Here is a 16,043-nt window from a genome sequence, read left to right as displayed (position 1 = left end):
CTTCTGCGATTGCGATAGGGCGAACACGCCACGAGTCAACCGGGGGGCGGGGGGTCTTGCGCGAGGTCCAGGCGGTCGCGGATGCCGCGGAAGTGGGCGGCCGTCGCGGCGGCGGCCGCCGCGCGGTCGCCCGCGTGCATCGCCTCGTAGATGTCGCGGTGCCGCTGGGCGACATCGGTCGCCTCCTGGACGACCGGCGCGAGATCGTGCTGCAGCGTCCGGTACACGTCCCAGAACGCGCCGAGGAGCTGGCTGACGATCGGGTTGCCCAGCGGACGGTAGAGCAGTTCGTGGAAGAGCCGGTCGGTCTCGGGTGTCACCTGGCCCGCCGCCGCCTCGGCCTCCATCCGCCGCATGATCTCGTCCAGCTCGGGGGTCCCGGACTCCAGCCCGCGGTCGATGACCTGCTCGATCAGGCCACGTTCCAGGATCTCGCGGATGTCGACCAGGTGGGCCAGGTCGTCGTGGCCCTGCCCCTTGGACATCCGGGCGTGGAAGGTCAGCTCGTCGACCAGCGCGCCGAGCGACATCCTGCCGACGTACATGCCGAACCCGTGCCGGATCTCCACGATGCCCACCGCCTGCAGCGCCTTGAGCGCCTCGCGCAGTGAGTTGCGGCTGACGTCCAGCTCGTCGACCAGCTCGAACTCGGTCGGCATCGGATCCCCGACCGCGAGGCCGCGTTCCAGGATCAGCTGCTTGATCCGCTGCTGGACCTCCTCGGTCCGGCTGGGCCTGCCGCTCGTCGCGCGCCTCCGCGTCCGGCCTGCGGTCATCAGCTCACGCTCCCCTACCTGTCGCACACCCGGCGTCGTGTCCGAAGACCGGCTCTTGACCTGTTCGGTACCGGGGCCTACGGTACACCGACAAGTGACGTTGGACGTCCTACCTCCTCCCGGACCTGCTGCGTCGCCCTCTCTGCCCTCGCTCTGCACCTTCTCTGCCCCCTCCGATCCCTCCAGGAGACGACGTGACGGACCTCCAGCCCGCCCGCGGAATGCAACGCCGTGACTTCCTGCGCTACACCGGACTGCTCGGCGCCGCGGCGACGATCACCGCGACCGTCGCCGCGTGCGGCGGCCCCTCCTCGACCGGCGCCGGCGCGGACGGCGACAAGAACACCATCCAGGCCGCCCTCGCGTACGCGCTGTCCGGCGGCTTCGACCCGATGACCGCCTCCAGCGCCGTCGCGGTGGCCGCCAACCTGCACGTCCTGGAGCCGCTGGTCGATCTGGACCCGGTGACGCGGCAGCCGTACAACGCACTGGCCAAGGAGACGCCCAGCAAGGTCGACGACACCACGTACCGCGTCACGATCCGCGACGGCGCCACGTTCCACGACGGCTCGCCGGTCACCGCCGACGATGTCGTCTTCAGCTTCGAGCGGGTGCTGGAGACCGAGAACGCTTCGCTGTTCGCGCAGTTCCTGCCGTTCCTGAAGGACGTCGAGAAGGTCGACGAGCGGACGGTCGAGTTCAAGCTCAAGTACGGCTTCGCGCTGTTCTCCGAGCGGCTGTCGGTCGTACGGATCGTGCCCAAGAAGCTCGTCGAGGCCGACCAGAAGAAGTTCGACTCGCTGCCCGTCGGCTCGGGCCCGTACAAGCTGACCGCCGCCAACGCGGGGGACGGCCTGACGTTCGCCAAGTTCGACGCGTACAACGGCCGGCGGCCCGCGAAGGTCTCCAAGATGACCTGGCTGCTGCTGACCGACCCGTCCGCCCGCGTCACCGCGCTGCAGTCGAAGCGCGTCCAGGCGATCGAGGCCGTCCCGTACCTGAACGCCGAGGCGCTGGCCAAGACCATGGACCTGCGGTCGGTGCAGAGCTTCGGGCTGCTGTTCCTGATGTTCAACTGCAAGGTGAAGCCGTTCGACGACGTGCGCGTCCGGCAGGCGCTGCACTACGCGATGGACACCGAGAAGCTGATCAAGACGGCGCTGCTCGGCAACGCCGCCGCCGCGACCAGCTTCCTGCCGGCCGGGCACCCCGACTTCGTCAAGGCCTCGACCGTGTACGGCTACGACCCGGACAAGGCCAAGAAGCTGCTGAAGGACGCGGGCGTGAGCGGCCTCAAGGTCGAACTGCTCACCACCGACACCGACTTCGTCAAGGACTGCGTCCCGCTGATCAAGCAGAGCTGGGACGCCATCGGGGTGGCCACCACGCTGAACGTCGGCCAGTCCGGCGGGCAGTACGCCAACCGCGTCGACACCGGCAAGTACCAGGTGATGGCCGCGCCCGGCGACCCGTCGGTGTTCGGCAACGACGCCGACCTGCTGATGCGCTGGTTCTACGTCGGTACCTGGCCCGAGACCCGCAGCAACAACTCCGGTACCGCCGAGGCCAAGAAGGTCGTGGACCTGCTGGACGAGGCGGCGCGCGAGACGGGCGCGGAGGCCCGCGAGCGGCTGTGGAGCCAGGCCATCGACATCGTCGCCGAGCAGGCCGCCCTCTACCCGATCTTCCACCGCAAGCTGGTGACCGGGTGGAACGGCAAGGCGCTGTCCGGGTTCCAGCCGGTCGCGACCACAGGCCTGTCGTTCCTGAACGTCGGCCGCGCTTGACTGATCGGCGCCTGAACGAACGGTGCCTGAACGAACGGTGCCTGAGAGATCGGCGTGCCTGAAGAACGCTCCGCCTGAAAGAAACGGACACCATCCAGATGGCAACGATCCTGCGGATGGCGCTGGGACGGCTGCTCGCGCTGGTCCCCATGATCCTGGGGATCACGCTGTTCGTCTTCATCGTCCTGCAGTTCTCGCCCAGCGATCCCGCCTACAACGCCCTCGGGGAGGGGGCGACGCCCGAGGCCAGGGAGGCGTACGCCGCCGCGAACGGGCTCGACGATCCGCTTCCGGTCCGGTACGGCCGCTTCCTCGGCGACCTCGTCCAGGGCGATCTCGGCGTCACCGCGCCGCCGAGCCGCCCGGTCACCGGAGCGATCGGGACGGCGTTCCCGCTCACCCTGCAGCTGACCGTGCTGTCGGTCATCGTCGGCGTGCTGTTCGCGCTGCTGCTCGGGGTCACCGCGGCGCTGTTCCGGGACCGCTGGCCTGACCAGGTCATCCGGGTGGTGTCCATGGCCGGTGTCGCGATGCCCTCGTTCTGGCTCGGCATCCTGCTGATCCAGCAGTTCGCGGTGCGGCTCGACTGGTTCCCGACCGGCGGTTACGTCAATCCCGCCGACTCGGTCGGCGGCTGGCTGCAGAGCCTGACGCTGCCGGCGATCGCGGTCGGGTTCCCGGTCGGGTCGCTGCTCGCCCGCGTCGTCCGCACGGCGATGGTCGAGGAACTCGACCGCGACTACGTGCGGACGGCGATCGGCAGCGGGCTGCCGCGGGTGGTGGTCGTCGGCCGCAACGTGCTGCGGAACGCGTTGATCACGCCGCTGACCGTGCTCGGCCTCCAGATCGGCTACCTGCTGAGCGGCGCGGTCGTGGTCGAGGCGATCTTCGGCCTGCCGGGCCTCGGCACCCTCATCATGCAGGGCGTCACGGCGGGCGACCCCGCCCTCGTGCAGGGCGTGGTGCTGTCCATCGCCCTGACGTTCCTGCTGGTCAACCTGGTGGTGGACGTCCTGTACCTGTTCGCCAACCCCCGCCTGAAGGGAGCGACGCGATGAGTGGCGCGACCCGTACCCCGCTCGCCACCCGTACCGTGCCGGCGGGACCGGCCCGACCGGCCCGCGTCACCGCCGCACCGGCCCGCGTCCTGCGCCGGCTGCGGCCGGCGTCCCGGGCCGCGCTGGCGGTGCTGCTGGTGATCGTGGTGGCCGCGCTGTGCGCGCCGCTGATCGCCCGGCACGACCCGCTGATCACCGGGATCGCCGGGCAGGCCCCGTCCGCCGAGCACTGGTTCGGGACCGACCGCGTCGGCCGCGACGTGTTCTCCCGCGTCGTGTACGGGGCGCGCTGGTCGCTCGCGATCGGCATCGGCGCCGCGCTGCTGGCTCTGGCGGTCGGGGCGCTGCTCGGTTCGCTGGCCGCCACCTCGCACCGCGCGATCGACGAGGTGGTGATGCGGTGCCTGGACGTGATCATGGCGTTCCCCGCCGTCGCGCTGGCCGCGGTCCTGGTCACCGTGTTCGGCAAGAGCCTGCCGGTACTGATCGGCACGATCGCGTTCCTGTACGTCCCGCAGGTCTCCCGGGTCGTCCGGGCGAACGTGCTCGCGCAGTACGGCGAGGACTACGTCGCGGCGGAACGGGTGATCGGGGCGGGCAGGGGGCACATCCTGCGCCGGCACGTCGTGATCAACTGCGCGGCCCCGGTGCTGGTGTTCGTCACGATCGTCGTGGCCAACGCCATCGTGTTCGAGGCGAGCCTGTCGTTCATCGGCGCGGGCGTGCAGGATCCCGCCCCGTCCTGGGGCAGCGTCATCGCCTATGGCAAGGCGCTGATGCTGTCGGGCGGCTGGTGGGCGACGTTCTTCCCCGGGCTGTTCATCCTCGTCTCAGTCCTGGTGCTGAACGTCCTGTCGGAAGGCGTCTCGGACGCCTGGGCAGCGCCCGCCGGCCGGGCTGCGCAGGTCGGGCAGGCCGGCAAGGAGTCCGATGCCGGATCGGCGCCGGTCGCGGCGTCCCGTACGGCCACGAACGGCGAACGGGACGCAGCGGTCGACGGGCCGGCCGAAAAGGGGGCCGGCAAGGGCGCCGAAGAGGGCGTCGACGAGAGTGTCGAGGAGGGCCTGCGCGAGGCGGGACGGAGGCTGGCCGACCGGGCCAGACCGCTCCCCGAAGGCGATCCGCTGCTGCGCGTCGAGGACCTCACCATCGGCTTCCCCGACCGCTACGGCGACATCGCCGTGGTCGACGGGGTGTCGCTGGACGTGCGGCCCGGCGAGGTCGTCGGGCTGGTCGGCGAGAGCGGCTGCGGCAAGAGCCTCACCAGCCTGACGGTCATGGGGCTGGAACCGGAGGCCGCCCAGGTCGGCGGCCGGCTGCTGTTCGACGGCCGCGACCTGCGCACGATGCCCGCACGCGAGCGCCGCCGGCTGCTCGGCCACGACATGGCGATGATCTACCAGGATGCACTGTCGTCGCTCAACCCGGCGATGACCGTCCGCGCGCAGCTGCGCCAGCTCACCCGGCGCGGCGGTACCCGTACGCCCGCCGAGCTGCTGGACCTGGTCGGCCTCGACCCCGAAAGGACGCTGCGCAGCTACCCGCACGAGCTGTCGGGCGGGCAGCGGCAGCGGGTACTGATCGCGATGGCGCTGTCGCGGGATCCGCGCCTGGTCATCGCCGACGAGCCGACCACCGCGCTGGACGTGACCGTTCAGGCGACGGTCATGCGGCTGCTGCTGCGGCTGCGCGCCGAGCTCGGCTTCGCGCTGATCCTCGTCTCGCACGACCTGGCGCTGGTCGCGGACGTCACCGACCGGGTGGTGGTGATGTACGGCGGGCAGGTCGCCGAGGCGGGCGTCACCTCCGAGGTGGTGGCCTCGCCACGGCACCACTACGCGCGCGGCCTGCTCGGGGCGGTGCTGTCGCTGGAGAGCACGAGCGCGCGTCCCGTCCAGATCCCGGGCGTGGTCCCGTCGCCGTCGCACTTCCCGGCGGGCTGCCGGTTCGCCGGCCGGTGCACCGCCGCCACCGAAGCGTGTACGGGCCGTCCGGAGCCGTCCGGCGATCCGCACCGGCACGCGTTCGCCTGCCATCACCCGATCGGCGCGGCGGCCGATCCGTCCGAGCAAGTCCCGGCAAGGGCGGGAGACCCGCTGTGAATCCTCCGATGCCTGTGGATCCTCCGATGGCTGCGAGTTCCCCGACGGCTGCGGATTCCCCGAACGCGGAAAACACGGAGAGCGGGGAGAGCAGGGAAAGCAGGGAGAGCACGGGGGGCACTCCCGTGATGGAGCTGCGCGACGTCCACGTACGGCTGCCCGTCCGTACCGGCTCCCCGTTCCGGCGCGCCGCCGTGCACGCGCTGACCGGGGCCGACCTCGCCATCGCTCCCGGCGAGACGGTCGGGATCGTCGGCGAGTCCGGCTGCGGCAAGTCCACGCTCGCGAAGGTCCTGGTCGGGCTGCAACGCCCCACGTCCGGAACGGTCATGTTCGAGGGCGAGGACGTCACGACGCTCCGGCGCGCCGAACGGGCGAAGCGGCTCGGCGCCGCGGTCGGAATGATCTTCCAGGATCCGGCCACCGCTCTCAACCGGCGGCTCAGCGTCCGGTCGATCCTGCGCGACCCGCTCGACGTGCACCGCCGGGGCACCTCCGCCGAACGCGATGAGCGGGTCCGCGAACTGATGTCCCTGGTCGGGCTGCCGGCGTCCGCCGAGGCCGCGCTGCCCGGCCAGCTGTCGGGCGGGCAGCGGCAGCGCGTGGCGATCGCCCGGGCGCTGATGCTCGAACCGTCCCTGCTGGTCGCCGACGAGCCCACCTCCGCGCTGGACGTGTCGGTCCGCGCGCAGATCCTCAACCTGCTGCTGGACCTGCAGGACCGGCTCGGCCTGTCGATGGTCTTCGTGTCGCACGACATCCAGACCGTCCGCCGGGTCAGCGACCGCGTCATCACGATGTACCTCGGCCGGATCGTCGAGGACGCACCGTCCGGCGCGGTGGCCGGCGGCGACACCCGCCATCCGTACACCCGGGCCCTGATGTCGGCCACCCCCAGCCTGCTCGACCCGATGGAGGCCATCCGGCTGGACGGGCCGTTCCCGTCGGCGGTGCGCCCGCCCAGCGGCTGCCCGTTCCGGACCCGCTGCTGGCGCGCCACCGCCGAGTGCGGGGAACGGATGCCCGACTTCGTTACCGCGTCCCCGTCCGTGCCCTCTTCCTCGTCCGTGCCCGGGCACCGCTACCGGTGCCTGCATCCCATCACCGATCCGTCCGACCTCCCCCTCGCCACCGTCCCCCAGGAGAATCCGTGACCAACGCTCCCGCCGGCTCCCCCGAATCCGCCAGGCTCGGCGGCGTCGTCCCGCCCGTCTGCACGCCGCTGACCCCGGACATGGAGGTCGATGTCGCGTCCCTGGAGCGGCTGGTGGGCCACCTCCTGGACGCCGGCGTGGACGGGCTGTTCGTGCTCGGCTCCACGAGCGAGGTGGCGTTCCTGCCCGACGGGCACCGGCGCACCGTCCTGGAGACGGTCGTCAAGCACGTGTCGGGACAGGTGCCCGTCCTCGGCGGCGCCATCGACATGACCACGCTGCGGGTGATCGAGCACGCCCGCGTCGCCGCCGAGGTCGGCTGCGACGGCATCGTCGCGACCGCGCCGTTCTACACCCGCACGCACCCGCTGGAGGTCGAGCGGCACCTGCGCGCCGTCGCCGCCTCCGTGGCGGTGCCCGTCTACGCCTACGACCTGCCGGTCTCGGTGCACACCAAGCTCGACGGCGCGATGCTGCTGCGGCTCGCCGCCGAGGGCGTGCTGGCGGGCGTGAAGGACTCCAGCGGTGACGACGGCGGCATGCGCACGCTCATCCTGCGGCTGCGCGAGGCGGGTACGGACGGCTTCAGCGTGCTGACCGGCTCCGAACTGACCGTCGACGCGGCCGTCGCCCTGGGCGTGGACGGAGTCGTTCCGGGCCTGGGCAACGTCGACCCGGCCGGATATGTCCGGCTGTACGGGCACTCCCGCGCCGGCCGCTGGGACGAGGCCCGCGCCGAGCAGGAACGGCTGCTGCGCCTGTTCGACATCGTCAACGCGGGTGCCACCGACCGGATGGGCCGCGGATCGTCCGCGCTCGGCTCGTTCAAGACCGCCCTGCATCTGCTCGGCGTGATCGAGTGCCCGGTCACCGCGCCGCCCCAGATCCAGCTCGACGCGGCGGAGACGGAGCGGGTGCGGCTCCTTCTCGCCGCCGCCGGACTGCTGTGACGGTCGAGATGACCGACTCCCAGACCGGCCCCCAGACCGGCCCCGAGACCGGCGCCGTCCACGGGACGTCCCGGTACGCGGCGCTCGACATCGGCGGCACCAAGATCGCCGCCGCGCTGGTGAACGGGAATGGAACGGTCCTGCACCGCGCCCGTACCGCCACTCCGCGCGGCGGCGGTACGGCCGATGGTGCCGCCGGTGGTGCCGCCGTCCTGGCGGCCGCCGCCCGCCTGCTGGACGACCTCGGCGACGACGCCGTGGAAGCCCTGGGCGTGGGCGCCCCAGGCGTCATCGGCCCGGCGGGCCAGGTCGTCTCCGCCACCGATGTGCTCCCTGGCTGGGCGGGCACGCCCGTACGGGAGACGCTCGCGGACCTGACCGGCCTACCCGTCACCGTCGTCAATGACGTCCGGGCCATGGCCTACGGCGAGGCCCACGCGGGTGCGGGTGCGGGATTCCATCGCGTCCTGCACATATCCATCGGCACCGGCGTCGGCGGTGCGCTCACCACCGCCGGACGCCTCGAGAACGGAGCCCACGGCACCGCAGGGGAACTGGCGCACCTGCTCGTTCCCGAACGGGGGCCGGTGCCGTGCGGCTGCGGCCGGCGCGACCATCTGGAGGCCGTGGCCTCCGGACCCGCCATCGCGGCCACCGGGGACCCGGGCCACGCTGCGGCCCTGCTGGGCCGCGCGCTGGCCGGGCTCCTCGCCGTCCTGGACCCGGACGCCGTCGTGATCGGCGGTGGCGTCGCCCAGATCGGGGCACCGTTCCTGGACGCCGTCACGGCCGCGTTCCGGGACGAGGCGCTCCCCCCGCTGCGCGCGACACCGATCCTGCCCGCCGCCCTAGGCACCGACGCGCCCCTGGTCGGCGCCGCCCTCCTTGCCAAGACCGCTCTTCTCGCCAGAACGGACCTGCCTGTCTGGACCACCCTGCCTGCCGGAACCACTCTGCCTGCCGAGACCACCCTGCCCGCCAAGCCACGGGAGTGACCGCATGACCCCCGAATCGTTCACCGCGCTCGTGCGCGGGCGGCTGATCGTGTCCTGCCAGGCAAGCCAGGGCCATCCGCTGCGCGACACCGCCGCCCTGACCCGTTCGGCCCGTGCGGCCGTGGCGGGCGGAGCCGCCGCGATCCGCTGCGGCGGCGTCGGCGGTATCCCGGACGTGACCGCGATCGCGGCGGCCGTGAACGTCCCGGTCATCGGCCTGACCAAGGACGGAACGGACGGGGTCTTCATCACGCCCACCGTCGCGGCGGTCCGCGCCGTCGCCGGCGTCGGCGCCGAGGTCGTCGCCGCCGACGCCACCTTCCGTCCGCGCCCGGACGGGCTGCCCCTCGCCGCCTCGATCGCCGCCGTCCATGACGCGGGCGCGCTCTTCATGGCGGACGTCGCCACCCTGGAGGAGGGCGTGGCGGCGGCCGAGGCGGGCGCCGACATCGTGGCCACCACCCTCGCCGGTTACACCGGGCCTGGCCCGATCCCGGACGGGCCTGATCTGGACCTCGTCCACGCGCTGCGGGACAGGCTCCCGGACGCCCTGATCATCGCGGAGGGCCGCTACCACTTCCCCGCGACGGCCGCGGCGGCGATCGAGGCCGGCGCGACGTCCGTGGTGGTCGGCACCGCCATCACCGACCCGCAGTGGATCACCTCCCGCTTCGCCGCCGCCCTCACCCCGGGCTGACAACCGGACCAACGGCCGGACTGATGGCAGGGCTGCCGATCGGGTCGACGGTCGGGTCGACGCCCGGACTGGCAGCCAGGCTGCCGGTCGGGTCGACAGCCGGGCCGCCCAGGCTGAAGTAGCCCGTGGTTGGCGGCGGACGCGGCGAGCTGGCCGCCGGCGCTGTCACCGGCGACGACGAGTCGTTCGCCGGTACGCGCCATGTCCCCAGTACGCGCCAGGTACTCGGTCACGGCCAGGCAGTCTTCGAACGCGGCCGGGTACCTCAGCATCGAATATGTCCGGCACGCGTCTGCCTCACGCGTCTGCCCTACAGAGCGGCCTCCTTCAGGTCCACCAGGTCGGCGAGCACTTCGGACGCGGTCACCTCGTCCAGCTCACCGAACGGGGTCGGCGTCTTGGGGCGGGGGAAGTCGCGCGGGGTGGTGTCGAGCCAGATCGTCTCGAGCACCTGGTCCTCGTTCTGGTCGCCGTAGCCGACCTGGATCCCGGGAATGAGCGCGATCACGACGTGCAGGCCGTCGCGGACGGGACGCGAGATCCAGCGTTCGGTGCCGTTGTCCTCCGGGGTCCCGCGCCGCCAGCCGCGCCGCTCCAGGCCGAGGACCTTGCCCCACGGAACGTTCAGTCCTTCGAAGCGCGCCAGCCGGCCGGCCTGCCGCTCCTCCTCTGCCAGCCGGTGCACCTCCCGGCCGAGCTGCGGGAACGGCTGCGTGATCTCGTAGTCGGCCAGGACCTGCGCCCAGGCATCGAGCGTCCCGTCCAGGGACAGCGGATGGGCCAGGGCGATCTCGGCCTCGGCCGGCGGGGTGAACGCCTCGTCGTCGAGGTCGGCGAACGTACGGTCCTCGGCGAGCCGGAACGCGGTGCCGTCCGCCGACCACACCAGCCGGCGCACGATGTGCCACATCAGCGGATGGCCGGCGAGCAGCTCGCGGAACTCGGTGACGGTCCACCGCCGCTCGGTCGTCATGGCCAGCTCGAGCCGCCGGATCTGGATCGACGCCACCGCCCGCACGTCCTTCTTGAGCTGCGCGAACGCGGCGTACGCGGCGGGGGCGAGGGCCGGGTCGTCCTTGGCGCCCGGCTTCGGCAGGGCGGCACGGCGCTTGCCGTCCTCGTCCGTCACGTACGGCTTGAGCTGCTCGTCGAAGCCCACCACGAAGCGCCGGGGCCCGTAGTCCAGCGTCATGCTGCCGTCCGGATCGAGGTCGAAGCCCGGAACGAGCCGGTCACCGAGCTGCTCGCCGGTCAGCCCGAGGCGCTCGGCGACCTCCTGGATCTTCTCCTGCGCCCGCAGCTTGATCGCCTTGAACTTCGCCTTCTGCGCGATGCCGTCGAGCAGCATCAGCGCGGCCTCCGTGCCGATCAGGGCGAGCACGTCCAGGCCCTTGACCGCCTTGTGGTGGCCGTTCTGGCCGGGCCAGGCACGGATGACCGGGGTGAGTCGCCGCGCCGCCTCGTCGTCACCGAACCACCCCACCGCCGTGAGCGCCCAGGTGCCCTCGGACCGCTCGCCATGCTCGCGCCACCGCTCGAACAACGCCCACGCGAACGCGGACAGCGACGCCGGATCGCACGCCTCCCGTACCGCCTCGATCCCCGGGTCGGGATCGTCCGGCGCCGACATCGCCAGGATGGTGAGCAGATGCGGAACGACCGTGTCCGGCAGCGCGCGGCCCTGCCCGTTCAGCGCCTGCCCGTTCGGCGCCTGCCCCTTCAACAAGACCTGCGGCAGCGTCGCCGGGTCCGCCCAGGCGCCGACCTCGGGGATCTTCCGTGGAACGAGCTCGTCCGGATCCCGTTCCAGCAGCGCCGCGACCGCCTGCGCGGCCGGGCCCTGCCCGGCGGCCTCGACGACGGCGTCCCGCCCCAGCTCGGCGGCGAGGAGGTGCAGCGCGTACTCGGCGCCGTTCCGGCGCTTCCCCGGCTTGCCGAGCGCGGTCGGGAGCAGCAGCGGTACGGCCGCGCTCCCGTGCTTGCGCAGCCAGGCCTCCGCGTGCGGCCGGGCGCTCTTGGTGCGCAGCAGCCACTCGCTCGCCAGTTCGGCGACCGTCGCATCGGCGAACGGCACGACCAGGTGGCCGAGCCCCGCCGGCCGACTCTGCGCGAACCGCAGCGCGGTCGCCAGCGCGTCGAGCTCGAAGCGCGCGATGAGAACGGGCATCCAGGTCTCCGGACGGCCGAGGTAAGTGCGGTCCCAGTCCTCGGGGAACCAGCCGCGGATGAGCGGCCGGGCGAGCTCGACCGGCCCCAGCACCAGCATCCCGAGCTGCTTCAGGCCATCGAGGCCGCCCTCCTCGAAGGCGGTCGCCCGCGTCTCCCACAACTCGCTCCGCGCCTCGGCCGGAACGGTCTTCCCCCAGGTGACGTGGCCTCCCGGGCCGTCCTTGACATACCAGGAATAGGGCAACGGAACCCTGGCGCCGGCCTCCCATTCCTCTCGCTCACCCTCATCCCACGCCACACGCGTATCGGGCGCGGTCAAGCCCTTGATGACGACGGGCTCGGCCTTCTCCTTCACGCGCTTCCACGGCGGGTCGGCCAGCACGCGCGGCAGGTCGCTCAGCTCCGCCGCCGGAAGGATCTCCAGCCCGCCGACGATCCGTTCGACGGCCGCGCGCGCCTCCTCGGGCAGTTCGGGCAGGACGCTCTCGGCAAGCTCCAGATGCGCCTTCACATGCGTCGCCAGCAGCTCATCGGTGTCGGGTTCCCCCACGGCGGCCAGCTCGCGGATCGCCCTTACGGGGAACCGCTTCATCGACTCCAGCAGCGTGGCGAGGATGTACTTGTCCGACCGGCGTTCGAGCATCATCCGGAACGCCTCGTCCGACGGCAGGATGCCCAGCGCCCCGAGCAGTACCTTGCGCCGCCGCGCGTCCGGGTATAGGTCGTCGTTCGCCTGGATCAGCAGCGGCGCGCAGGCCGCTCCGACGCCCTCCGCCAGCGTCATGATCGTGGACGGGTGGTAGCAGTCGTACTGGGTCAGCCGCGCCCACGGGCCCAGGATCTCGAGGTGCTCGGCCGAGCCGAGCGCGTCCAGCAGCACGGGCCGGGACTCTGCCCGTACCGCGTGGCAGCACTCGGCGACCCAGTCCTTCCGGGTCGGAACGAGATACCCGGTCACCAGCCGCCGCTGGTCCGTACGGCGATGCCCGGCGAGACGTTCCACGGCCTCCGCGTACTCGGCGTCACCGGCCACGGCCAGCAGCGTCCGCATCCGTTTGAGCGTGCCCTCCCACTGCCCATACGGAATCTGCTGAACGTCATCCGCGATGAGCTTGAGCGCCAGGAGATCGCGTCGGTGTGAGTAGTGCGGGTGGAGCACGGCCATCTCGACGACCGCGCACGCCGCCCATCCCACCCCGTGAGTGAACGTCCAGGCGTCCGCGAACGGAACGGCGCCCGACCACGCGCGCTGCTCGGCCGCCAGGACGGCGGTCACCGCCGCCCCCAGCGCGTCGGGCTCCCCGGACAGGTACGCCCGCGCGGGCGCGATCAGGCTCGGGTCGGTGCCCGGGGCGGCGAGAAAATGCTCGATCTTCTCCCGATTCTCCTCCAGGCACGCCGCCGCGATCTGCTCCGATTCGGCGTCGAGCTTGATCTTCGGTCCTGGCATTCCACCCCGCCGCGGATGGACCTGCCGCTTCCAGGCACTCGGGATGACCAGGGTGTTCTCATCGAGGGCATGATCACTCATGCCGGACAACGCTAGAGCAGACCCCCGACATACCACCCCAGAACCGGTACACCCGCCCGGCGGTCCGGGGCCTGGCGTCCAGCGTTCCCCGAGCCCGCCCTCACTCAAACAGGCCCCCTCCTCAGGCACCCTCTAGAGAGCGTCCTCGCTCAGGGTGCTCAAGGTGTAGAGGAGCTCGGACGCGGTGACCTCGTCGAGTTCGCCGAAGCGGAGATCGGAACCGTGCCGGCCGATCCAGACCGCTCCGAGCTTCTGCTCGGCATAGTCGCCCGGATTCCAGGCCGGAAAGCCGGGCTCCAGATCGAGAACGATTCCGTGGTCGCTCGAAGTGATCCAATCCATGTGGATCCGGTACCCGCCGTCCCCCGCCTCGCCGCGCGCCCAGCCGTCACGTTCCAGCCGGAGTACGGCGCTGGTCTTCACGACGATGCCCTCGACCCGGTCCAGCCTGTTGGCGGCACGCTCCTTCTCGGTGAACGCGCCGACCGGGCGGCCGAGCTGCGGGAACGGCTGAAGGATCTCGTAGTCGCCGAAGAGGTCGCCCCACGTCCGCAACTGCTCGCCCAGGTGCAGCGGGTGGGCGATCCACACATCGCCGGTCTCGGGCAGCGTCACGACCTCATCGTCCGCGTCGGCGAACGTACGGTCCTCGGCCAGGCGGAACGCGGTGGACTTGCCGCCCTCGCCCCCGCCATCGGCCCCGCCGTCCTGGTGGATCCAGACGAGCCGCTTGACGATGTGCCACAGCAGCGGATGCCCGGCGAACAGCCTCCGGAAGTCACCGACCTCCCACCGCCGCTGCTCGACCATCGCCCGTTCCATCCGGTGGATCTGCTCGGGCGCGACGCTGCGCACATCCTTCTTCAGCCCGGCGAACGCAGCGTACGCGGCGGGCGCGAGTTCCTGGTCGTCCTTCACACCCGGCTTGGGCAAGGCCTTGCGCAGCTTGCCCGCCTCGTCGGTCACGAACGGCTTGAGCCCCTCGTCGAAGCCGACCGTGAACGTGCGCGGCCCGTAATCGAGCGTCATGCTGCCCTCGGCGTCCAGCCCGAAGTCGGGGACGAGCCGGTCGGCCAGCTGCTCAGGCGTGAGGCCCCGCGCCTCGGCGGTCTTGCGGAGCAGCGTGCCCGCCCTGTTCTTGAGGCGCTTGGGCCTGGCCTTCGCCCTGACCAGGTGCAACTGGATGAGCGCGACGTCGCTGCCCATGCCCGCGAGCACGTCCAGCCCGTCCAGCGGCAGCCGGATCCCCTCCTGGCTGCTCCAGGACCGCGCCAGCGCGCCCAGCCGCCGCGCGCCCTCGTCGCCGCCGATCCAGCCCAGCTGCGACACCGCCCATCCGGCCCGCTCCTCCTCGACGGCGGCACGCCACAATCCCAGCAGCGCCCACCCGAACTCGAAGAGCGAGCGCGGATCCAGATCGTCCAGCGCCTCCTGAACGGCCGCGCTGGGCCTGCGGCGCGGGGTCGCCTTGGTCAGCGCCTCGATGAGATGCCTGGTCGCCTCCGCGGGCAGCGCCCGTTCCCGTCCCTTGAGCAGGACCTGCGGGAGTGCTCCGGCACGCGCCCAGCCCGGCGGCGTGACCTTGCCGCCCTTCCGCAGCGCCTTGGGCACATCACCCGCGTCCGCCTCCTGGACGCCGTCCGCCAGCACTGCCTCGATCGCCGCCTTGACCTCGTCCCCGACCATTTCGACCAGCTCGGGCCGGGCCTGTGCACGCATCTTCAGCAGACCGGCCGCCAGCCGCGCCCGCTCGGACGTCCCGCCGCTCAGCTCCGCCAGGATCCGCAGCGCCCGTACGGGGAAGCGCTCGCTCATCTCCACCATGGCCGACAGCACGTGCCGCTGCCCGAGCCGTTCGGCCATGAGCCGGAACGCCTGGTCGGACGGCAGCGCGCCGAGCGCCTCGAGAAGCGTCCGGCACCGCGCCGCCTCGTTCCCGATGGAGACCCGGACCTCTTCATCGAAGGCCGCCGCGAGGGCCGGGGCCACGGCGGCGCCGACCCCTTCGACCGAGGTGAAGAGGACCGAGGCGAACCCGATGCCGTACTCGAACCGCGCTTCGAGCCCCAGCCGTTCGACCTGCGCGGCACTGCCGAGCGCGCACCAGAGCAGCGCCGGCTCGTCCGACATCCAGTAATCGCTCGGCGACCGCTCATCGCAGCACTCGTCCACCCAATCCTGCCGCGTGGGCACGAGGAAGGACACCACCATCCGCTGCAGGCGCTCCCCGCCGCGATACCGCGCCAGCGCCTCCACGGCCGCCGTGTACTCGCCATCGGCGGCCGCCGCGAGCAGCCCCCGCATCCGCCGTCCCGCGTCACCCCGCGCCCAGTACGCCCGCCGCGTGGACCAGCCCTCACGATTGATCGACTGGCGCCAGTCCCCGGACGAACCGGTCAGGGAGACCCCGATCCCGTCGATCTCCGCGAACACCTCGGCGGCGAAGGCGAGGCCGTGCTCGGCGGCCAGATAGTCGACCCAGTCCGTGCCCGTTCCGTCGACGGACCGCTCGCGCACGAGTGTGTCCGCCACCGCGACCGCCGCCGCGCCGAGAACGTCCCCTTCACCCCGCAGAAAGGACTGGGCGACCCCGGCGAGCCCAGGATCGCTCGACTCGTGATCCAGCACGGCATCGATGGCCGCCCGCGAGTCGACCAGCCTCTCCCGGACCCTGCGGACGGCGTCCACCTGCAGCGCGACCTCCGGCACCGGCGCAACGCCCCCGCGCCGGGGACTCAGGCTCGCCCGCCACTCCTCGGGAATGACCAGAACGTCCTCGGCACGGGCAAGCTCATCACGGGCAAGATCACTCATGCCCGCCACG

General features: G+C 72.0%; 10 protein-coding genes and 1 pseudogene. 7 read left to right on the top strand and 4 right to left on the bottom strand.

What is annotated here, in order from left to right; all coding sequences use genetic code 11:
* Nucleotides 1-35: 35 nt before the first annotated feature.
* Nucleotides 36-776: a FadR/GntR family transcriptional regulator gene (locus ACH34Q_RS41670; RefSeq protein WP_395988730.1), complete on the bottom strand. Its 741-nt coding sequence runs from the start codon at nucleotides 774-776 to the stop codon at nucleotides 36-38.
* A 194-nt stretch (nucleotides 777-970) separates the two neighbouring features.
* Between ACH34Q_RS41670 and ACH34Q_RS41665 the strand changes: the two genes are divergently transcribed.
* The 7 genes from ACH34Q_RS41665 (at nucleotide 971) to ACH34Q_RS41635 (ending at nucleotide 9,519) form a co-directional block, all read left to right on the top strand.
* The gene (locus ACH34Q_RS41665) at nucleotides 971-2,563 is read left to right on the top strand and encodes an ABC transporter substrate-binding protein (protein ID WP_395988729.1); all 1,593 of its coding nucleotides are present in this window, start codon (nucleotides 971-973) and stop codon (nucleotides 2,561-2,563) included.
* A 98-nt stretch (nucleotides 2,564-2,661) separates the two neighbouring features.
* Nucleotides 2,662-3,621, top strand: coding sequence for an ABC transporter permease (locus ACH34Q_RS41660; RefSeq protein WP_395988728.1), 960 nt, complete (start codon nucleotides 2,662-2,664; stop codon nucleotides 3,619-3,621).
* Nucleotides 3,618-5,723 carry a dipeptide/oligopeptide/nickel ABC transporter permease/ATP-binding protein gene (locus ACH34Q_RS41655; protein WP_395988727.1) on the top strand — a complete coding sequence of 702 codons (2,106 nt, stop codon included), beginning with the start codon at nucleotides 3,618-3,620 and terminating at the stop codon, nucleotides 5,721-5,723. Before ACH34Q_RS41660 ends, ACH34Q_RS41655 begins: the two co-directional genes overlap by 4 nt.
* Nucleotides 5,724-5,851: 128 nt before the next feature.
* Entirely contained in the window at nucleotides 5,852-6,877 is a 1,026-nt protein-coding gene (locus ACH34Q_RS41650; RefSeq protein ID WP_395988735.1) for an oligopeptide/dipeptide ABC transporter ATP-binding protein, read from the top strand.
* Complete coding sequence (locus ACH34Q_RS41645; RefSeq protein WP_395988726.1) at nucleotides 6,874-7,827, top strand: dihydrodipicolinate synthase family protein; 954 nt, start codon at nucleotides 6,874-6,876, stop codon at nucleotides 7,825-7,827. The genes ACH34Q_RS41650 and ACH34Q_RS41645 overlap by 4 nt, the downstream gene beginning before the upstream one ends.
* An 8-nt stretch (nucleotides 7,828-7,835) precedes the next feature.
* A complete protein-coding gene (locus ACH34Q_RS41640) occupies nucleotides 7,836-8,822 on the top strand; it encodes an ROK family protein (RefSeq protein WP_395988725.1) in 987 nt (328 codons plus the stop codon).
* 4 nt (nucleotides 8,823-8,826) lie between these two features.
* Nucleotides 8,827-9,519 (top strand): N-acetylmannosamine-6-phosphate 2-epimerase, encoded by a 693-nt coding sequence (locus tag ACH34Q_RS41635; RefSeq protein ID WP_395988724.1) that lies wholly within the window; start codon nucleotides 8,827-8,829, stop codon nucleotides 9,517-9,519.
* Nucleotides 9,520-9,659: 140 nt separating this feature from the next.
* Here ACH34Q_RS41635 and ACH34Q_RS41630 read toward each other — a convergent pair.
* The 3 genes and pseudogenes from ACH34Q_RS41630 to ACH34Q_RS41620 all read right to left on the bottom strand — a co-directional run.
* A pseudogene (locus ACH34Q_RS41630) lies at nucleotides 9,660-9,791 on the bottom strand (alpha/beta hydrolase fold domain-containing protein); the annotation flags it as partial.
* A 38-nt stretch (nucleotides 9,792-9,829) separates the two neighbouring features.
* Nucleotides 9,830-13,219, bottom strand: a complete 3,390-nt coding sequence (locus ACH34Q_RS41625) for a DUF4132 domain-containing protein (RefSeq protein ID WP_395988723.1) — start codon at nucleotides 13,217-13,219, stop codon at nucleotides 9,830-9,832.
* A 132-nt stretch (nucleotides 13,220-13,351) separates the two neighbouring features.
* A complete protein-coding gene (locus ACH34Q_RS41620; protein ID WP_395988722.1) occupies nucleotides 13,352-16,033 on the bottom strand; it encodes a DUF4132 domain-containing protein in 2,682 nt (893 codons plus the stop codon).
* Nucleotides 16,034-16,043 lie beyond the last annotated feature (10 nt).

It is taken from the genome of Actinomadura sp. 9N407, from assembly GCF_044326315.1.
In the GTDB taxonomy this organism is placed as follows: domain Bacteria; phylum Actinomycetota; class Actinomycetes; order Streptosporangiales; family Streptosporangiaceae; genus Spirillospora.
Note: the sequence above shows the minus strand (reverse complement) of the source record. Positions and strands in the feature narration are given on the sequence as shown.

Bases quoted from the DNA above. Each gene is read 5' to 3' on its own strand.
- ACH34Q_RS41625 (WP_395988723.1), bottom strand. From the start codon at position 13,219: ATGAGTGATCATGCCCTCGATGAGAACACCCTGGTCATCCCGAGTGCC.
- ACH34Q_RS41650 (WP_395988735.1), top strand. From the start codon at position 5,852: ATGGAGCTGCGCGACGTCCACGTACGGCTGCCCGTCCGTACCGGCTCC.
- ACH34Q_RS41655 (WP_395988727.1), top strand. From the start codon at position 3,618: ATGAGTGGCGCGACCCGTACCCCGCTCGCCACCCGTACCGTGCCGGCG.
- ACH34Q_RS41640 (WP_395988725.1), top strand. From the start codon at position 7,836: ATGACCGACTCCCAGACCGGCCCCCAGACCGGCCCCGAGACCGGCGCC.
- ACH34Q_RS41635 (WP_395988724.1), top strand. From the start codon at position 8,827: ATGACCCCCGAATCGTTCACCGCGCTCGTGCGCGGGCGGCTGATCGTG.
- ACH34Q_RS41620 (WP_395988722.1), bottom strand. From the start codon at position 16,033: ATGAGTGATCTTGCCCGTGATGAGCTTGCCCGTGCCGAGGACGTTCTG.
- ACH34Q_RS41660 (WP_395988728.1), top strand. From the start codon at position 2,662: ATGGCAACGATCCTGCGGATGGCGCTGGGACGGCTGCTCGCGCTGGTC.
- ACH34Q_RS41670 (WP_395988730.1), bottom strand. From the start codon at position 776: ATGACCGCAGGCCGGACGCGGAGGCGCGCGACGAGCGGCAGGCCCAGC.